The following is a 19,036-nucleotide window of genomic DNA, read 5'->3' as shown; positions in this document are numbered from 1 at the left end:
GCTTCAGTCCAAGATCTGTCGGACTTTTACAGAAAAATCAAGATGCTTTTCGGCATACTTTCTAATCTCAACAGGGCTGAAATCAATGAGGTCTGGGTTGAAGTTTTGAAAAAACTTTACCAAATCATCAATCGGCTCGTGATTAGCCAGCTGAATTCTAAATTTTGCCTCTTTTCCAAAATCGGGATCATTCCCAACGACAATAAAGGGCAATCCCGCAGCACAGTACTCTCTGGATTTCAATTCGGAAGCTGTAGAAAGGTTTTTCCGATACAAGGCAAGTGACCCAACAGCAAGATGTGCCCTTTCATAATGAGTATAGAGTTCCTCCCCTTTTAAAAAACCAAGAAAGTTCACATAGCTATCCAAACCCAATTTTTTTACCCTTTCCTTCAACTGGCAAAAGACAGCGCCTTCACCGATTACCTTCAGAAAGATCTTGAGCTTGGATTCTTTGGAATTAACCTGGGCCATGGCATCTATTAATCGATCAATTCCATGCCAATAATTAAGAGAAGCTACACAGACCAAGTCCAGTCGGTCTCCCGTCCATTTAGGAACTGAATTGCGGATTGGTATCGAGTTGACCTCTATTCCATTCCCCAAAAGCTGGGTTCTCGACTTATTCCCTAAGAGAAACCAGGAACTCTCATTAGCATATTGCAAAATCCGAGTGACAAACCAGTAAGGAATTGGGCCTGAAACAATGAGATAAGCCAAATCTTTAATCTTTCTGATAAGGGAGTTAGATGATTTGGCAAGTTCCTTGATGGCGGTGCCATTTGGGGTAGGTACGTCCATTACCAATTTTATGCCTCTCTTTTTAGCCCGAATAAATGCTGGAATCAGGTAAAAATTGTATTGACAAATACTCCGAAAAAGAATTACTTCTGCCTGAGCTTGGTCTAAAGCTTGACTTAACTTGCTAAGAAATCCTGGCTCGGGAACTATATTGATCCAAGAAGTCGAATAGCCTATCCGACTTGCAGCTTCCAAGGTGCCTTGGATTTTGTTAACTACTCCAGGGCTTTTTTCAGGATAGAAGGAAGAAATGTAAATCAGTTTCCTCATTCAGATACAGAAAACATCATTTGTCTCTGGCTTGAAATTAACCTTTAAAACGCTTTAGTATCAGATTTCTAGCCAAAAGAAACTCTCTGTTAAATAGGCATATGGCCAATGCAGCAAAGACTATAAAGGCCAGAGCTTTCACACCTATTGAAAGGAATACTGAAAGAGGCTCTGAAAAATAAAATCCTAAATACCCCATGAGGAAAATCAGTACCACGAATACTCCTGCACGGATAAAGTCATAAGGAATGGGATATACTTTTTGAGAAAAATAAAAGGCAAAAACCGGAGAAACCAGCTGAGAGAAGCAAACAGCAAAGGCTGCTCCAATTACCCCAAATTCTGGAATTAAAAGGATATTCAATCCTATCAAAAGGAAGGCCGAGAAGGAATAAACCATTCCCAAAGGAGCTGTTTTTTTACTGATAGCAGACCCTAGGTCAGCAATATTGGTCAGCCCGGCAAACATCCCGCTAAAAACCAGAATACTCGCGATCTTGGCTGCGCCGTAGTAAGAGGGAGTAGCGATGATCATCAAAGCTTCCAAAGAAAATAGCGAAATCAATAAGGTCAGAGATCCGACAACCATAAGGTAGACCAAAAGGATTTTCCCATAGGTCTCTTTTGCATTTTCCTGGTGGATTATTGAAAAAGCAAATGGCGACCATGCCTGTTGAAATGAATTGACAATCAAACCCCCAAAAGAGGCAAGGGTAAATGCAACCTGAAACAAACCCAAGTCATTGTCGGAAACTTTTCCATTTAGAAAAAAAATGGCGGAGAGGTTGATCATCCAGATGGAAATACTAGCCGGAATAAAGGGTAGGCTGTAACGGATCATTTTGGCCAATAAAGTCCAATCCAAAAGATTGAACCTTCCTATCCATCGTTTGATATAGGAAATCGAAAGAGGAACCATAATCATCCCAGCCACCAACTTGGCATAAAATGCTCCGGTCAGTCCCCAATCCAAAACCAATACGAAAAGTACATTAAACAAGATCAGACTCAGGGCCTGAAGAAAAGTCAGGACAACTGTGCTTTTTGGCCTTTTTTCAAAGCGAAGCACTTTAGTAGCCACCACAGTAGCCACTGATACAGGAAGTGAGACTGCCAAGATTTGGATGTACTGCCCCGCCAGTTCGGGCTGATAGGAAACAAACTGCGACCAATAATTTGAGCTAAAAAAGAAAAATGCCCCTACCAGGGCAGACAGAATCAAATAAAACCAAAACCAAGTACTGATTATTCTTTTTCGCTTTTCATACTCTTCAGAATCATAAAACCACCTGGCTGTAGAATTATCCAAAGACAAAATCATCAATAAGGCAATAAGTGAATAGGCATTATTTACTACACCAAAAACCCCGTAGTCTTCCGGCGTATAAACCCGAGTATAAAGCGGAGTCAATAATACCCCCATCAAACGGGTGGCTATTCCTGCTACTCCGTAAATGAGACTGTCTGATGCAAGGTTTTTGATGTTTTGAAGAACCGTCATCAAGACAGAAAAATATCTTTATAGAAGCTCCGGATTTTCTCTTCGTTGAAAATTTGCTGCATCAATTCCCTATTCCGTGAAATAGTCTCTTTAGAAAGAGGAGAATCAAGATCCTCTTTCGTCATTTGGGAATAGTCAAAAACCTGAATTCCCGCTTGGACTAATTCGATGTAAACAGGATTTTCAGGATTCAAAAACACCTTGGTTCCCATAAAAATCAGTCCAAGGATATTGCCAAAGGCCTGTTGGATTTTATGGTTAAATATCGCAACTGACACCTCAGACAGCTTATTGTAGTAGGTTTCTCGTGGAATGAATTTTTCCAGAGATTCGAAATTTTTCCCAAACCATTCCTTTCCTTTTGCTTTGACAAAACCCAAGTATTTGGGATTGCCATAGGAAAGTGGAGAGAGCACAACTCGGTCATTTTGAGGAATTAATTCTCGAAGTCTTTCAAAAACGTCGAGATGATTGTTTTCAGGAGAACCGGAATGCCCTACCATTATTTTATTCCCAAGAATTGGATTTTTGAGAAGATCTTTTTCTGCAAAAAGCTCCTCAAGAGAAAGGAAAGCAAAACGAATCCATTTTGCATTGACGCCCAATACCTCCTTGGCTTCGATGGTGTCCTTTTCAAAAAAAGAGCCGACCATGTCAAAGCGTGAAAAGGATTTTTCGAAGGTGTATTGGTTGGGTTTACCGAGTATTTGGAGCATCCGGTGATGAATTCCCTGGCGAATATTTTTAAATCTTCCCTTGGGAGGAAGGATAGTTAAAGTCAAGGGAGTATAGGCACGTTTCAAAAACTTCCCGTGCTTGTACAAATCCCCGCTCCAAATGATCCAAATGACCTTGGTTTGGCCAAATTTATCTTTGTTACATTCTAGAAAATGACCGATAAACGGAGTATGGTAGTTAACGATGATTCTTTTAAAGGGCTTCTGGAGATGAAGTTTCTCCAAAGACTCCAGTTGATTGTTTTTTAAAATCAACAAATCAGGATAACGAAGACGGGTAGGCTGTCCTAGCTCATCTACCAATAAAACATACTGATTCAGATGAGGGAATAATTCTTCGCATCGCTTGATTATCCATTCAGAATAAGGGGAATCAGGAAGGAAAACAAGGTTTTCATGCGAATGCATATCTCTCCAGAATTTCTGTCAGTTTTGATGCTATTCTATCCACTTCATCAATGGCCAATTCATAAAAAAAAGGAAGTCGAATTAGGCGATCTGAATAAAGGTCGGAATTTTTCAATTCTCTTCCGTCATGCTTCGATGCGAAATATTCGCTGCTATGTAAACTCAAATAATGGAAAACTGCCAAAGCACCTTCACTTTTCATTTCCTTGAGCAAAAAATCTCTTTGAAAGCCATCCTCTGCAATCAAGTAATACATGTGCCCGTTATTGGTCGCAAAGTCAGGAATTTCAGGAAGTCTTATCCCATAATTTTCCACATGACCACGTAGGTTTTGATCGTATCTTTCCCAGATTTCAATCCTTCTTTGCTGGATTTGAGACATATTTTCAAGTTGGGCCCAAAGAAAAGCTGCTGTCACCTCGGAAGGTAAAAAAGAGGACCCCAAATCTACCCAACCGTATTTGTTGATTTCTCCTCTAAAAAAAGAGGCCCTGTTGGTTCCTTTTTCCCAAATGATCTCTGCCCGATGCACGTATTTTTCATCATTGATCGCGAGAAGGCCACCTTCACCTGAAGAAATATTTTTGGTCTCATGAAAGGAAAAGGTAGCCAAATGGCCAATAGAGCCTAATGGTTTTTTCTCTCCGGCAGGAGTTAGAAAATAGGAATCAATCGCATGGGCGGCATCTTCGACCACTGCCAAATTGTATTTCGAAGCCAAATCCATAATTTTTGTCATGTCACAGGCTACTCCTGCATAATGCACAATTACAATGGCTTTGGTTTTAGGGGTAATCAATTCTTCTATGGAATCCTCGTCCATACCGGGATGGTCTGCTCTGCTATCTGCGAAAACTACCTTTGCCCCTCTCAGCATAAATGCATTGGCCGTAGAAACGAAGGTATAGCTTGGGATTATCACCTCATCTCCGGGAGAAATATTGAGCAACAAAGCACACATTTCCAAAGCATCGGTACAGGAAGTAGTTAAAAGAGCTTTTCGGATTCCGAATTTTTCCTCAAAAAATTGCTGAGCAAGTCTAGTATATTTTCCATTGCCAGAAATCTTCCCTGTTCCTACTGCATCAGCAATATAGTCCAATTCTTTACCGGTGATATAAGGCTTATTAAAGGGGATCATCAGAAAGTATAAGGGGTAAATTTAGCTTTCTCCGGAAGTAAGAATTTCATAAAACTGATTTCAGAATCCGTGAGTCGCTTGGTATATTTTCGGTCAGAAACATTGAAATAGGAAACTGAAAAATTTCCAAGTTCAGCCTCCCTCCAATCGCGGATGATTTGTATGGAATCTACATCCTCGCCCCAAGTCTCCAGATAAGTCCTCATCATTTCTACTTTTTTCTCAACGGAAATAGGTACAAACTGATTGCCAATTTTTTCGGAAATATTCTTGGCCGGTGATCCGGCATAGATGCAATTCTCCTCCATATCCTTGGTGATCACCGACCCGACCAAAGCCATGGACTTATCTTTTGCTTCAATAGGGGATACAATACAGTGCCCGACAAACCATACGTCATTCCCAATCTTCATCGGCGATTCGGATAAAAATCGACATCCTTCAAGCATATCTCCGTATTTGATATGGCTCCACAGCTGACTGTGTGCACCGATTCCACAATTATCCCCAATAGTCATCCCCCCGATGGAGTCAATCACCGTAAACTGCCCAATCCAGGCATTGTGACCGATTTTGCAGGGTTTATACCCATGAACCGTGGTATTGTTTTGGAGCTTGGAATAGTCCCCCAATTCAAAATCATCACAAATGATCTGGACATTCGCTCCGATGAAGCAATTGTCTCCGATGAGAATTCTTTTTGCCTTGCCATGGACACCCCGGATTTTGGCAGTGGGATCAATAAACGTATTTACCCCTACAGAAATAAAATCTGATTCAATCTGCATACTTAATGGAAGGGGTGATTGGACAAGGGGAATTTACACAAGGGGTGAAAATCCCCAATCAAACCCAGAGGAGTCAAATGCCGAATATCATGAACCAGCTGAATGCTGTTCATTGCTTCATCCAATCCAAACCCCTTACCCTGCAAAATATGCTGGTAGCTATGGGTATGAAGCTCGGTAAATCCATCCGAAAACTCGATTTCCTCCCCTTCCATGGAAAGGGACCGAAAGGTTCTTCCTCCTCTTGCTTTTACCACTTCAGGCAGCGTGTCTGCATTGATACTCAAGAACCACCTCACCCGGGCTTTCTCCAACTCAAGATATCCGCCAGCCCGATCGTGGGTATGGAGGTGTACCTGATTTGTTTTGACAGGACCGAATACCCAGGTCAACATATCAAAAAAGTGAACCCCAATGTTAGTAGCGATCCCTCCTGACTTGCTTACGTCCCCTTTCCAGGATGTATAATACCAATGCCCACGGGAGGTGATGTAGGCCAGATCAATATCGTAAATCTTGTCCTTTGGTCCTTTTTCAATTCTTTCTTTTAGTGCAATGATGGAGGGGTGAAGTCTGAGTTGGAGAATATTGTACACCCTGCCTCCATGCTCATTTTCCACTTCCTTCAGGGCTTCTATATTCCATGGGTTTAGCACCAAAGGCTTTTCGCAGATGACATTTGCCCCTACTCGAAGTCCAAACCGGATATGGGAATCATGCAAATAGTTGGGAGAGCATATACTTACGTAATCGATTTTGTTTTCGGCACGTTTTAGCTTTTCAACATGACGGTCAAAACGCTCAAACTCCGTGAAAAAGTCTGCATCCGGAAAGTAGCTATCCATTACTCCCACACTGTCAAACTTATCATAGGCAGCCAAAAGCCTATTTCCTGTGTCTTTAATGGCTTTTAAATGCCGGGGTGCTATGTAACCTGCTGCCCCAATCAACGCAAAATTCTTCATTTTCTATAAGTTGAAATATCTGCTCTCCACTTGCTAAGAGCTAAATTTTAAAATGGTCCGTATTGAAGCCTTGTGGTTATACAAGGCAAATTTTGAGCAACAAAAGTCTATTTTCCAAGCTCTTTATGAAGGAAGGTAGCGCTATTTTGCACCAAATTCCTGTCTATGAAATTTTGGAAACCTTACCCTCTACAAGCTGATATTGCTCACCTGATTCTGGACAAGTCGCCATTCCGTTTTCATCAAAGATTAATTTGTGCCCAAATTCGCTCATCCAACCTACCTGCCTAGAAGGATTTCCCACGACCAAGGCATAGGGTGGAACAGTTTTGGTCACTACTGCACCTGCCCCGATGAAAGCAAACTCACCAATATCGTGCCCACATACGATAGTAGCATTTGCGCCTATAGAGGCCCCCTTGCCTACGTGTGTTTTGGCATAGTGTCCGCGACGATTGACTGCACTTCTTGGATTGATCACGTTGGTAAACACCATGGAGGGTCCTAAAAACACATCATCTTCACAGGTTACTCCGGTGTAAATAGAGACGTTGTTTTGAACTTTTACATTTTTTCCTAAAACCACCTCCGGAGAAATCACCACATTTTGTCCAATGTTGCAGTTTTCTCCGATTGTACAGTTAGGCATGATATGGGAAAAATGCCATATTTTGGTTCCCTCTCCGATTGTACACCCATCGTCGATAATTGCAGTTTCGTGTGCGTAGTAAGCTTTCATTAATTATTGATTATGTAGGGATAATGATTTCAGAAACAGATCCTTGAGACCTTCATCAAAAATAACTCAGAATAGAATCAATGATGAAGTCCTGCTGAGCGGGGTCCATTTCTGTATGAATAGGAAAGGAAAGAACCTTTTCGCAAAGAGATTCTGAAACAGGAAAATCTCCAGTTTGATATCCGTACCTGAGGTAAGCCTGTTGCTTAGGTACAGGAATTGGATAATAGATCATAGTTGGTATCCCTTTTTCCTGAAGATAACTTTTGAGCGCATCCCTATCGGCACCTTCAATCTGTACTGTATATTGATGAAACACATGAGTGGAATTACTCGCCCGCTTTGGAATTTTTATAGAAGTATGATTTTTAAAAGCTTGATCATACCGATCGGCCACTTGATTTCTGGCTGCGCAATATCTATCCAACTCTTTCAATTTCACGCGTAAAATAGCTGCCTGAAGCGTGTCCAGTCGAGAGTTTACTCCTATGGACTCATGATGATATTTTTTCTTCTGTCCATGGTTGGCGATCCTATTCAGGCGTTCCGCCAAATCCGGATCATTGGTAAACATTGCTCCACCATCCCCATAGCATCCCAAGTTTTTGGAAGGGAAAAAGGAAGTAGTCCCCACATGGCCCATGGTGCCGGCTTGGGCTTTTTTGCCATTGGAAAAAGAATAAACCGCACCAATAGCCTGGGCGGTATCTTCTATCACCTTTAGATTATTTCGATTAGCTACATCCAGTATAAACTCCATATTGGAGCATTGCCCATACAAATGAACCGGGATAATACCGACCACATTGGGACCTATGGCCTTTTCCAATTCGGAAGGGTTCATTTCAAAAGTATCCGGCGTCACGTCTACGAATTTAGGCTTCAATCCTAATAAGGAGATCATTTCTACCGCTGCTACATAGGTGAAGGCCGGGACGATTACTTCCTGTCCCGGTTTGAAATCCAAGGCCATCATGGCAATCTGTAAGGCGTCGGTTCCGTTGCCGCAGGGGATGACAAATTCGGCTCCGGTGTACTCAGCCAATTCTTTGGCGAAAGCTTTGACTTCAGGTCCGTTAATGAATGCAGAGTTTTCAATTACCCCTTGGATTGCCAAATCAATTTCAGGTTTGATCCGCTCATATTGTGAACGGAGATCAACCATTTGGATGGATTTCATCAATTTGTATTCTTTAAATGTTGGATTAAAATCAGGTAGAGGTTAAAAACCGCCCCTACAAAAAAGCCCAGGAAAACAGAAAAAATCAGGATCAAGGGTCTATTGGGTTTCGAAGGTCCCAAGGGAATGGCCGCTTTTTCCAGAACAGTAAATACAGGAGTTTCCTTTTTCAGTTGAATCTGAGTTTGTTCTGCCTCCTGCTTGAGGGAATTGTACACATTAAATGCAATGTTGAATTCGAATTGCAATTTCTCCTCCCTTGTCCTTGCCCTCTGTGAAATTAACCCTTGATTGGCATCCCGGAAAGAAGCCAAATCCAATTGGGCCTGATTAAATTTCTCTTGGGTCTCCGCCACCCGTTGTTGGATAAACTCCATGTTGATCCGCTGCCTTTTCAGCTTATATTCGGTTACATAAGCAATCAATTTTTCCATAACCAGGGCATTGACCCGAGCTGAGATCAATGGTTCGGGCATGGTTACGGTGAGGCGGATTGTTTTTCCTTTCTCATCGACCAAGATTCGTTTTTTCAGCTGATTGATCGCGTACAATTCCTTGCTGGAAAAACGAAGGTAATTCTCCTCCTCTACTGCCTGGACAGCGGTTGACTCCGTGGGTACAGGAGGTGCCGGAGTAAACCAAGCGAGCACTACATTTGGAATTCCCAGCAAAAAATTGAAAGACTTGCTTACTAGATTTCCAGGCTTTTCTTCGTAATAGTAATCGTTGAGGCTTTGGGATATCCCCCCTTTGGATTCAAAGACAAACTCTTCTTTTCCGATAGAATTGAGAAAGTCCCTACTCTGGATGACATCCGGGAAAATTTCTGAGGTCAGAGCCATTTGCCCTGCCTGAAATTGAGAGGTATTGATTCCGGCCAATCCTGCCAAGGCACCAAACTGACCTATAGGATTGGTATTCCCCTCAGACTCCACGAGAAAAAAAGAAGTGGATTGATATTCCTTGGGCGTGGTAAAGGCAATAATCAGTCCAAGGAATAAAGCTATCCCCACGGCAATCTTGAGATTTCTTTTTTTGTCAAAAATCTCTTTGATCAAGGCTAGATAGTTCATGTTTTGCGAGGAATTACTTTCTTTTTCCTTATCTGTCATAGTATTATGAATTCTTCAAAGGCCTTGCAGGAACCCCTGCCACGGTAATTTTTGAACCTATATTCTTTGCCACTACAGCTCCAGCACCTACTACCACCTCATCGCCCAGAATTACTCCCGGGAGAAGAATGGCTCCGGCCCCTATCCTGCACTTTTTCCCGATTTTCACCGCTCCCAGAAGCAAAGCTCCCGGGCCTATTTCGCAAAAATCACCTACCTGCACCTGATGATGAACATGTGCCCGGGAATTGATCAAGGTTCCTCTGCCGATATGAGTACTTGGCCCAACAAAGGAAAAAGATAAGGCATCAAAATCTCCTGCGGCTGTTGGGCTAATCTGTGAGGTCCTTGCATGCAGGGGAAAATAGCTTCCTCCCATCCCTTCAAACAAACCCATAAACCGCTCGCGAATTTCGGGTTTACCCAATCCCAAAACAAACTCAGGGGAGGTATTTAAATGAAGAATTAAATCCTCCACTTGAGAAATCACCGGATAATCGGCCAAAGGAAAGTTGGATTGGGGTCCCGTCTCATCAAAAAAGACAAAACGAAAAGAGGAGTTTATCCTCTCTAGCTCCTCTTTGACCTCGAGGGCATGTCCGCCGGCACCTGCTATCAGCATCGGAAAAAGCCAGGTTTTAAATTGTTGGTTTCACTTGGATCCGATTCCATAATGGATAAAGCCTAGGGAGGACAAGTATTTCTTATCGTAGATATTTCTTCCGTCAAACACGACCTTGTTTTTCAAGAGCTTTCCAATGGCTTCCCAGCTGGGTATTCTAAACTCAGACCACTCGGTCACCAGCAGTAAGGCATCGGCATCCACACAGGCATCATAGGCATCTTGGCAATAGGTAACCTTGTCAAAAATGTAATGTGCCCGGGCTTCCTCCATGGCTTTGGGATCATAAGCCCTAATTTTTGCTCCAGCTGCCCGCAATTCATCAATAATCACTGCAGCAGGAGATTCTCTCATATCATCGGTGTTGGGCTTAAAACTCAATCCCCAAATCGCAAAGGTCATTCCGCTTAGCTTATCTCCGAAATGGGCCTTCACTTTCGCCGCCAAGATCTGCTTTTGGTCATTGTTTACCTCCTCCACCGATTTGAGAACCCGAAGATCATATCCGTATTCCTTTGCGGTCTTGATAATTGCCTTTACGTCTTTTGGAAAACACGAACCTCCATAGCCCACCCCCGGGTAGATGAATTTTTTTCCGATTCTGGGATCAGCACCAATTCCCCTTCTTACCATATTGACATCTGCACCGACACGCTCGCATAGGTTGGCAATGTCATTCATGAATGAGATTTTGGTGGCAAGCATGGCATTTGCTGCATACTTGGTCATTTCAGCGGAAGGAATGTCCATATAGATGATTCGTTCTCCACTGAGTTGAAAAGGCTTATATAAGCGCTGCATGATCTTTTCGGCCCGCTCATCATCCACCCCGATCACAATCCGGTCAGGTCTGAGGAAATCCTCAACTGCGGCACCTTCTTTCAAAAACTCCGGATTGGAGGCGACTGCAAAAGGAAGGTTGACCCCTCTTTTTTCCAAAGCTGCCTTGATCGTGGCGCGGACTTTTTCACCGGTAGTTACCGGCACTGTGCTTTTAGTAGCCACCACAAGGTAGTCGGTCATTTTCCGGCCAATCTCATCGGCTACCGCCAAAACAAATTTTAAATCGGCTGAACCGTCGTCCCCTGGAGGAGTCCCTACGGCGATGAAGGCTACCTCCGCCCCCTGAATGGCCTCTCCTAAGTCTGTGCTGAAACGAAGTCGACCACTTTTATGATTTCTGACAACAATTTCTTCCAATCCAGGCTCGTAAATCGGCATTATCCCGCTTTTGAGCTGGTCAATTTTCTTTTGATCGATGTCTACACAGGTCACCTCGATCCCTACATCTGCTAAACAGGCACCAGATACCAAGCCAACATAGCCAGTGCCCACTACTGCAATTTTCATGAATTATGGATTGTTTGAATTGTTAACAATAGTCTGAACCAATATTGCCACTGTAGCTAGACTCGAGGCAATTCCAATCCACCCTGCAGTACTTATCCGCTCTCTGACCGGCTTCTCCGGTACGACTATTTCGGTACCGGGCTCAATCATTGGGTAAAACTTCAATCCAAGAAAGGAATGTGTTCGTCGTGCATCCCCGTTTGCATAGATCACGTAGGTCTTGCTTCTCCTTGCATTTTCAGAAAAGCCCCCAGCCTTGGAGATATACCCCCTCAGCCCCTGTTTTTTTTCAAAACGGGTAGTGGTAGGCAGCAGGACTTCTCCTACCATTCTCACGGTCTGAAGCTGCTTTGGAATCTGGATTATATCTCCTTCCTGCAGAATGAAATCTTCCGGTCCTCCGGGATTGGCCAAAATGGCCTCCAGATCCAGCCCCACAAGATCTTGTTCTTTGAGGCGAACGGCATTCAAGGCTGAATCCAAGCGAAGGCTGTCCATCACAAAGAACTGGTCCATTCTTCGTTCTGCTATCTTTTTGGCCTGCTCCAATTGTACTTCTTCCAGCTCTCCCAGCTTGGCCGACAATCTTTCGAACAGGATATTTTCTGCTTCGTTTAGCTCTCTGTTTTTTTCAGGGTCCAGTTTGGCCCGAATCTCTTTCATCAGCATTTCCTTGATTTCTTCCTCACTCATTCCTTTGTAATAAACGGTCCTCCTGATCAAATTTGCCCCTCGGGGATAAGCAAACTGATTGAGGCCTCCGGCCCGTTTGATTACGTCAGAAATCCGCTCATTTGCACCTGAGATCGCAAAATCACCGGGATAAAGCACCTCACCGGTCACTCTCACCAATTGCTCGCGCTCAAAACCGGGACTCCTTCTGATGAATACATGATCAAATGGCTGAAGAGCAAGATTTTTTTCTTCCTGCGAGAGGGTCAAGTCTGAATTGATGGAAAGGGTTAAAATTTCAGCAATCTTCCCCGAACTGGCATCCCTTACCCTTCTTGCTATTTCAATGGAAGAGTTGGTGGCCGATTGCAAAAGTCCTCCTGATCTTAATACCAAATCCCCGACGGTCATGTCGGAGGCATAGGGATAGGTGCCCGGCAAATTGACTTCCCCGGAGATTTTGACATAAAACTCTTCCTGAATCTCATATCGACTGGGGATGAAAAGGAGATCTTCATTTCTCAACTCGATATCCGGGCTTGTCCCCTCCAAAATGCCTATTAAATCGATGCTTTCAGCTCCTAGGGTAAGATCAGAATTGGTTCTGTATAAGGTAGCCCGGGTTACAAAAGCCTCCGGCTTAAGACCTTCTGCCCTTTTGACCAACTCAGAAAGGGTCAAACTACCTTCATCCAGCGAATATTCTCCGGGCTGGAAAACAGCTCCGGATATTTGAACACGGTTTACAAATCTATTCATGGACTCACTGACGAGAATCTCGTCCCCGTCTTTGGGGCTAAAGGTCCCAAAATTCGCCTGAACTACATCCAAAACCTTCCTGAGGTTATTTTCAAATCTTCTCACGGTGACTCTTTCCTTGTAGGCGGTAGGCAAAAACCCGCCGGTGTAGCTATACAAATCCTCCAGGGATTCATTGGGCTTCACTTCAAAGAACCCTTCCCGACGAACAGGCCCCATGATTTCGACTCGGGCTTGGACCGGGGGCACAATCACCACGTCGTTGTCCTGCAAGGTAATATTGGAAGACTGCTCACCTTTGGCCAAAAACTCATAAATATCCACTGTAGCTACCAGCCGGCTGTCTCTGTAGACCTGAACATTTCTGAAAGCTCCGTTTTCATTGGGCCCGCCTGCGGCAAAAAGCCCATTAAAAACGGTGGCAAAGGAAGGAAGCGTGTAAGTCCCCGGTTTGGTCAGTTCACCGACCATGGACACTTTAATCGAACGGATATTACCAAGTCTGACCTCCAAAAAGGTGTTTGGATTGCTTCCAGCCAATCCGGAGTAAATCCTGCTCAAAGCACTTTTTAATCTGGAAGCGGCTGCTTCGATAGTACTGCCGCCTACCTGTACCGGACCAATATTGGGGATCAGCACCCTTCCTTCCGGAGAGACTGTCAGATCAAAGGACTGCTGGGAGGCCCCATACACATCCAGGAGCAATTGATCTCCTGACCCGATCACGTAGCCTTGAGGAGTCGGTAAGTTTAGACTAGGATTAAAATCCAAATTCCGGTTATGAAAAAGTTTGTAACCAAAAATCTTTTTTTGGAATGGGGTCAAATCAAAGTATGGATCTGCTCTCCTGATAGAATCAAAGGGGTCATTGGACATCCCGTTTCCGAGCATATTTCTACTAGCCATGGAGCCTGAGCCTTGATTTGGAGAGAAGGCCCGATCTTGTAGGCCATTGATTCGCTCTCTCAGTTTAGCAGCTTCGATTGGCGAGAGTCCCTGCTCCCTTGCCATAGCTTCCAGCTGGTTGGGGGTAAGTCCGCTTGATTCTGCCCTTTTGATCAGCTGTTCGATCTGAGCATCGGAAAGGTTATCCACTCTAAGCGTGCTGAGGTTGCTCAGGCTTTGAGCATATCCCGCCCAGGTAAAGCCTAAAAACAGCAAAAGGAATCCAATAATTTTTTTCAAACTCTTCGGATGTTGAAAGTAAATCTTAATAAGTATAATTTATGCTTCTCCGCAATCCTGGCAGTGGAGGGAATACTCCATCCACAAGCTGCGGATGATCGCCCCCGGACCACAGACAACCGTCTACAGCACCTCCGGTTGAGGTTTGTTCTCTAGTCTGTTTTTTCACCGATAAGAAAGCGGATGTTCATAGTGTCATTTAAACCGGGCTAAGTTGCACAAAATCCCTCAAAAAACTACCAAGAGGATACAGCTTCGCCCTTTCAGTCCCAAACGGGACTTAGCAGCCAATCGAAAATCCGAAAATCAGATTCCCGCTTGCCTATCAAAAAGCACCAGCCCACCTGCCGTAGTGCGCCCCATCGAAAGGGTAAAGATTACTTTTCGATCGATGAGCTCTTCAATTCGTTTGGTGAGATGATTGATGTATTCATCATTTAGATTTTCTCCGGTGACCAATACATCGATGGTGCCGGTGTCATTTCCCCTTGCGATATCTCCTGTCAACACGACTTGTTCCACCGCACCCATCCGTTCGAGAATATTTTCCAAGAGCATATCCAATCCTAAATACTTACGGATAATGTCCCTGATATTGGTATAAAAGGGGTGTCTGATATTGGCTTGGTATTCTATTTTGTTCTTATCCGAGTGTCTAATCAAAATCCCCGCCTGGGTGAGGTTATTGAGTTCCTTCCGGATTGCATTGGTAGATTCTCCAAATTCATCGGCTAACCCACGCAGATGGCTGTGATTTTGTGAATTCACAAAAAATTTGATCAGCAGTTTGAGCCTGGTTTTGGATGTGATGAGTGTTTCGAGCATAAAAAAATCCAAATGAGCAACAAAGGTACTCATTCTTGACTTTCGTAAAAACATTAGGAGTTAAATTACCTTACTAATTGAGAATCCGACGAATTCCATTGAGAATCCGTGAAAAAGCAGAAATGTATTTCCCCATTGCTTCAAATAGAGAAATGAACCAGCATGGATTCAAAGAAAAGGATCGATTTATTTCCTCTTCGTGCATCGAAAATCGGACAATCAGCTCGACTTGCAAAGGAAACTAGGCTTCAACCATCCTTGCAGACGATCATCAAACAGAATTAAACCTCAATACAGCCTATCCCCGATAGATGTTTTTATCATTTGGCCGAAGCATATGCCGAAACAATACTCCGGTCAGTCCGCTAAATCCACCCAGTAAAAAGCCTAAAACCCCCACTAGGCCTACCAGAGTCATTCCTGAACCCAAGCCCATGAGCTCTCCCATTTGATCCGGAAGTGGACTCGCGGAAGTAAGCCCCAAATACGTACAGATTCCAATCCAGCCCAGTCCCATCCCCAAGGCAGCACCGAGAAAAGCCCCGATTCCATTGGGCGCTATCAAAAAACTAAGCAATCCAATCCCAATCATCAGCCCCCAAAAAGGGACAAAAGGGCCAAGAAAAACGACGAGCAAGATGCTCACTAAGGTCAGCAGTATAAATTTCATCTCTCTTTACTTAAGAATGGTTTCAAATAGCACACCTTCAGCTTGCTCGGGCGTGCGAAGATTAAAGTTCAGATACTCCCCATTTGCCCATTTGGAGATAAAGTTAGAGTAATACTTACTTCCCGGATTGCCGGATTGACCACCCGGATAAATTCCGAAAGCGGAAATCTCCTCTCCCATCTCTACCACCATTCTCCAACTGGCTCCATGTCGGCTACCGGTAGCGTTGAGGATTCCACTTCCTCCGCCGGTGTACACATTGGAGACAGAAAAGGACTTGAAATTCGGAACCAAATGCTGAATAGTGGTACGCTTATAATTCGCCCAGGAATAATCTCCCTCTTCCATTTCCCACTTTTTCATCGCCACCAAAAGGGAGTCAAAACCCAACTTGACATGATCAGCAGCTGTTTCGGTCTGTGGGGTCGAGGATATATCAAAAACTGAATCCGTGGGACTGAGGGTCATCAGCTCGATGGTTTGGTAGGAATTTGGGCGTACGACCGGGGCGGGTTGACTGACCAATTCTCTCCAGATGCTTTCCATAGTTTCCGAGGACCAAATCGCATAAAGTGAAGGAGCTTTTTGGTTGGGATCGGCATAAAAATCCCAGGATTTAAGTTCGGTAAGGTATTTTTGAGCTTCTTGAGAATCGGCTTGATAATCTCCCAAGAGCCGGAGCATCACCGGGAGGGCTTCTGCTGCCTGAAGATGGTAATCGTCAAACTGCAAGGCTTTCATATCCTCCAGGGTAATCCCCTCCATTTCCCGAAGTCTTCGGTTCAGCCTCCGGTTGCGGTAATGCTCGTAGGAGTTGTCAAATACATAATAAGGATAGGATGGATCAACGGGATGCTGATTGGCAGAGGAAACAAATCCCCGCTCAGGGTTCAGCGTATTGGGATTTTGGGCAAAAGGGATGTAGCCTTGCCATTCCATGGAAGGATCTGCTCCATCCATGAAGAATTTGCCTTGCTCCTTCCACTTCAAAGGAAATTTGCCCTGTATCCTCATGGCAATGTCTCCACTTCGGGAGGCAAAGACAAAGTTCTGTGCCGGGGCCGTGTAATGGTCCAAAGCGGCATTGTATCCCGCATGGTCCTTTGCCTTATTCATCATGAGGAAAGTTCTTTGCTCATTTGAACCTTCGTGCACGGTCCATTTCAGGGCGAAGTTGACATCCTGCCTATCGGACCGAAAACTACGATCGTACACCACCGGACCATAATGGGTATAGACGACCGTATCCAAAAAGGCACTTTCCCCTTTTATCTTGATCTCCTCGATTCTGAAATCAGTCTGTCTCCACTCTTGACCGTATTTATAGGCTTTTCTTGACTCGTCTTGGAAGGTGATTTTATACCAGTCTCTAGCATCCTTGGTCGCATTAGTCACGCCCCAAGCGATGTGCTGATTAAATCCGGAAATTACCCCTAAGGCCCCCGGAAGAGTAGCGCCTTTGACCGAATGCTCCGGGGTAGTCAGCTGCATGCTGTACCATAGCGAGGGAAGATTGAGGCTGAGATGGGGATCATTGGCCAGAATAGGATTTCCGTTTTTGGTCTTCTTCCCGGCTACTGCCCAGTTATTGGAGCCTGTCCCTTCGATTGGCTGAGGCAGTGGAGTCATGATCAACGATTGATCAGGATAATCGACTGAATCAGGCTTGATCACCGGCAAAGGCGTGAATTCCCATTTCCGCTCGGATTCAATTACCGGATCGTTTTCTTTTGGAAATTCAGGAAAGAGCTTAGAAAGACCTGCTTCTCCCAGGATAGCTCTTAGGTTGGTATATTCCAGATCCCGATCTCCCACCAGCATATCCGACATGTATTTCAGCAACAAAATGGACTTGTAGGGAGTCCAAGGCTCGGGTCTATAGTCCAAAATCTTATATTCCACCGGAAGCTGGGCAGGGGTAAGGCTTTCGATGTATTGATTGACTCCATCACAGTAAGCTTCTAATAGTTTGTACATTTCCGGATCATTTTCCTGAAGGTATTTCAGCCCCAGATCCGCCCCGAAAGCCAATCCTTTCCGACGGGTCATTCGGTCCAACTCCAAGGCTACCGGGCCTACAATTTCGGAAATTCTACCTGCCGCCGCCCGGGTTTGAAATTCCATCTGCCATAGCCTGTGTTGGGCCGTGACGTATCCTTGTGCTCGATACAGATCCGGTTCATTTTCTGCAAAAATGTGAGGAATTAGGTTTTCATCGTAGACCACCCTTACCGGAGAAGACAAATTCCCCAAGACCAGTTCTTCTTCGGCAAGTGCATCCTCGCTTAGGGTATTTTGCCAAAACCCGTGATTGGGATCCAGCAAGGGAGCAAGAGGTGGGATTGGGCCTAAGGGAACGGATGCTGCAAAAGCTAAAGCTACGGCAATAGCCAACACAAAGAAGAAGGAGAAATATTTCATATGCCTTTGAACTAGAGGTGATAAACCCGTCGAAAATTCAAATCTGGGTGATCAGGGAACCGAAACTAAGAAATTTCAACAAATTCAAACAAAAATCCCCGGAGTTCGCCGGGGATTTTTTTATCAGAACCTTTTCGGTCGTATCGGAAAAGAAAATTCAAAGAGTAAACCTGAATTCTAGTCTAGGTACGAGCTTCAAGAGTCCGCTCGATCTCCAAATGAAATTCCAGTGCCAGATTACTCATCCATGGGCAAATAAGCGGGTAGTCATTTATAGTCTGCTACTGGATGGTGATGGGTAGTTTAACCTTTTCCCAGCGCAGGACCAAACCCGGGGATTCTATTTCGATGGAAAGTCTTTCGACTGAAGTTTCTTCCCACACCGGGCTTACCTCTACCCGCATTACATCATTTTTTTCATCGTACTGAAAATGGCCATGTTCCAAATCCCAATCCGAATTCAGGATGACGGTCCATTTTCCCGATTCCTTGGGGATGGTAAACAAGGAATATTTACCAGCGGGAACGGATTTTCCTTCTACGGTCATCGGCTGGGCCAAATCCAAGTAAGTAGCCTCATTTGCCCCTGTTCTCCAGACCACGTTGTAGGGCACCAAATCTCCCCAGATGGTTCTTCCTTTTACAGCAGGAGAACCATAGGTGACTCGAATTGCCTTGCCGCCAATCGCTCCCTCTTTGACTTCGGTGGGACTTGGACGCTCATCCTCCGATGCGGTTTCAGCTTCTGCAGTTTCTACTGACTCGTCAAGGGTTTCTGTCTTTGGAGGCTGACAACTGACCAAGTTCACTGCAAGAAGGGCAGATACTGCTAAAATCAATTTTTTCATAGGGTTGTAAATAAGTTGTTTAAGTACGCGATACCAGACCTT

16 protein-coding genes are annotated in these 19,036 nt (G+C 44.3%); all 16 read right to left on the bottom strand.

The window, feature by feature from the left end; genetic code table 11:
- Positions 1 to 3 precede the first annotated feature (3 nt).
- The gene (locus AAA943_RS10725; RefSeq protein ID WP_338224242.1) at positions 4 to 1,071 is read right to left on the bottom strand and encodes a glycosyltransferase; all 1,068 of its coding nucleotides are present in this window, start codon (positions 1,069 to 1,071) and stop codon (positions 4 to 6) included.
- Positions 1,072 to 1,108: 37 nt separating this feature from the next.
- Positions 1,109 to 2,572 carry a lipopolysaccharide biosynthesis protein gene (locus tag AAA943_RS10720; protein WP_338224241.1) on the bottom strand — a complete coding sequence of 488 codons (1,464 nt, stop codon included), beginning with the start codon at positions 2,570 to 2,572 and terminating at the stop codon, positions 1,109 to 1,111.
- Positions 2,572 to 3,717, bottom strand: coding sequence for a TDP-N-acetylfucosamine:lipid II N-acetylfucosaminyltransferase family protein (locus tag AAA943_RS10715; RefSeq protein WP_338224240.1), 1,146 nt, complete (start codon positions 3,715 to 3,717; stop codon positions 2,572 to 2,574). The genes AAA943_RS10720 and AAA943_RS10715 overlap by 1 nt, the downstream gene beginning before the upstream one ends.
- Entirely contained in the window at positions 3,704 to 4,858 is a 1,155-nt protein-coding gene (gene rffA / locus AAA943_RS10710; protein WP_338224239.1) for a dTDP-4-amino-4,6-dideoxygalactose transaminase, read from the bottom strand. The genes AAA943_RS10715 and rffA overlap by 14 nt, the downstream gene beginning before the upstream one ends.
- Positions 4,858 to 5,646, bottom strand: a complete 789-nt coding sequence (locus AAA943_RS10705) for an acyltransferase (protein WP_338224238.1) — start codon at positions 5,644 to 5,646, stop codon at positions 4,858 to 4,860. Before AAA943_RS10705 ends, rffA begins: the two co-directional genes overlap by 1 nt.
- A gap of 2 nt (positions 5,647 to 5,648) precedes the next feature.
- Complete coding sequence (locus AAA943_RS10700) at positions 5,649 to 6,611, bottom strand: Gfo/Idh/MocA family oxidoreductase (protein ID WP_338224237.1); 963 nt, start codon at positions 6,609 to 6,611, stop codon at positions 5,649 to 5,651.
- Between the two features lie 163 nt (positions 6,612 to 6,774).
- Entirely contained in the window at positions 6,775 to 7,350 is a 576-nt protein-coding gene (locus AAA943_RS10695; protein ID WP_338224236.1) for an acyltransferase, read from the bottom strand.
- Positions 7,351 to 7,405: 55 nt separating this feature from the next.
- The gene (locus tag AAA943_RS10690) at positions 7,406 to 8,530 is read right to left on the bottom strand and encodes a DegT/DnrJ/EryC1/StrS family aminotransferase (protein WP_338224235.1); all 1,125 of its coding nucleotides are present in this window, start codon (positions 8,528 to 8,530) and stop codon (positions 7,406 to 7,408) included.
- Positions 8,530 to 9,603 (bottom strand): GNVR domain-containing protein, encoded by a 1,074-nt coding sequence (locus AAA943_RS10685; RefSeq protein WP_338224234.1) that lies wholly within the window; start codon positions 9,601 to 9,603, stop codon positions 8,530 to 8,532. The genes AAA943_RS10690 and AAA943_RS10685 overlap by 1 nt, the downstream gene beginning before the upstream one ends.
- Before the next feature lie 43 nt (positions 9,604 to 9,646).
- The gene (locus AAA943_RS10680; RefSeq protein WP_338224233.1) at positions 9,647 to 10,264 is read right to left on the bottom strand and encodes a DapH/DapD/GlmU-related protein; all 618 of its coding nucleotides are present in this window, start codon (positions 10,262 to 10,264) and stop codon (positions 9,647 to 9,649) included.
- 30 nt (positions 10,265 to 10,294) lie between these two features.
- Entirely contained in the window at positions 10,295 to 11,614 is a 1,320-nt protein-coding gene (locus tag AAA943_RS10675) for a UDP-glucose dehydrogenase family protein (protein ID WP_338224232.1), read from the bottom strand.
- A 3-nt stretch (positions 11,615 to 11,617) separates the two neighbouring features.
- A complete protein-coding gene (locus AAA943_RS10670; RefSeq protein WP_338224231.1) occupies positions 11,618 to 14,230 on the bottom strand; it encodes a polysaccharide biosynthesis/export family protein in 2,613 nt (870 codons plus the stop codon).
- A gap of 306 nt (positions 14,231 to 14,536) precedes the next feature.
- Positions 14,537 to 15,088, bottom strand: coding sequence for a DeoR family transcriptional regulator (locus AAA943_RS10665; protein ID WP_338224230.1), 552 nt, complete (start codon positions 15,086 to 15,088; stop codon positions 14,537 to 14,539).
- A 265-nt stretch (positions 15,089 to 15,353) separates the two neighbouring features.
- On the bottom strand, positions 15,354 to 15,725 hold the full coding sequence (locus AAA943_RS10660) for a hypothetical protein (protein WP_338224229.1): 372 nt from the start codon (positions 15,723 to 15,725) through the stop codon (positions 15,354 to 15,356).
- Between the two features lie 6 nt (positions 15,726 to 15,731).
- Complete coding sequence (locus tag AAA943_RS10655) at positions 15,732 to 18,146, bottom strand: penicillin acylase family protein (protein WP_338224228.1); 2,415 nt, start codon at positions 18,144 to 18,146, stop codon at positions 15,732 to 15,734.
- Between the two features lie 281 nt (positions 18,147 to 18,427).
- Positions 18,428 to 18,994, bottom strand: a complete 567-nt coding sequence (locus AAA943_RS10650) for a DUF2911 domain-containing protein (protein WP_338224227.1) — start codon at positions 18,992 to 18,994, stop codon at positions 18,428 to 18,430.
- Between the last annotated feature and the right edge of the window lie 42 nt (positions 18,995 to 19,036).

Source organism: Algoriphagus confluentis (assembly GCF_036245625.1).
GTDB classification, from domain to species: Bacteria; Bacteroidota; Bacteroidia; order Cytophagales; family Cyclobacteriaceae; genus Algoriphagus; species Algoriphagus confluentis.
Note: the sequence above shows the minus strand (reverse complement) of the source record. Positions and strands in the feature narration are given on the sequence as shown.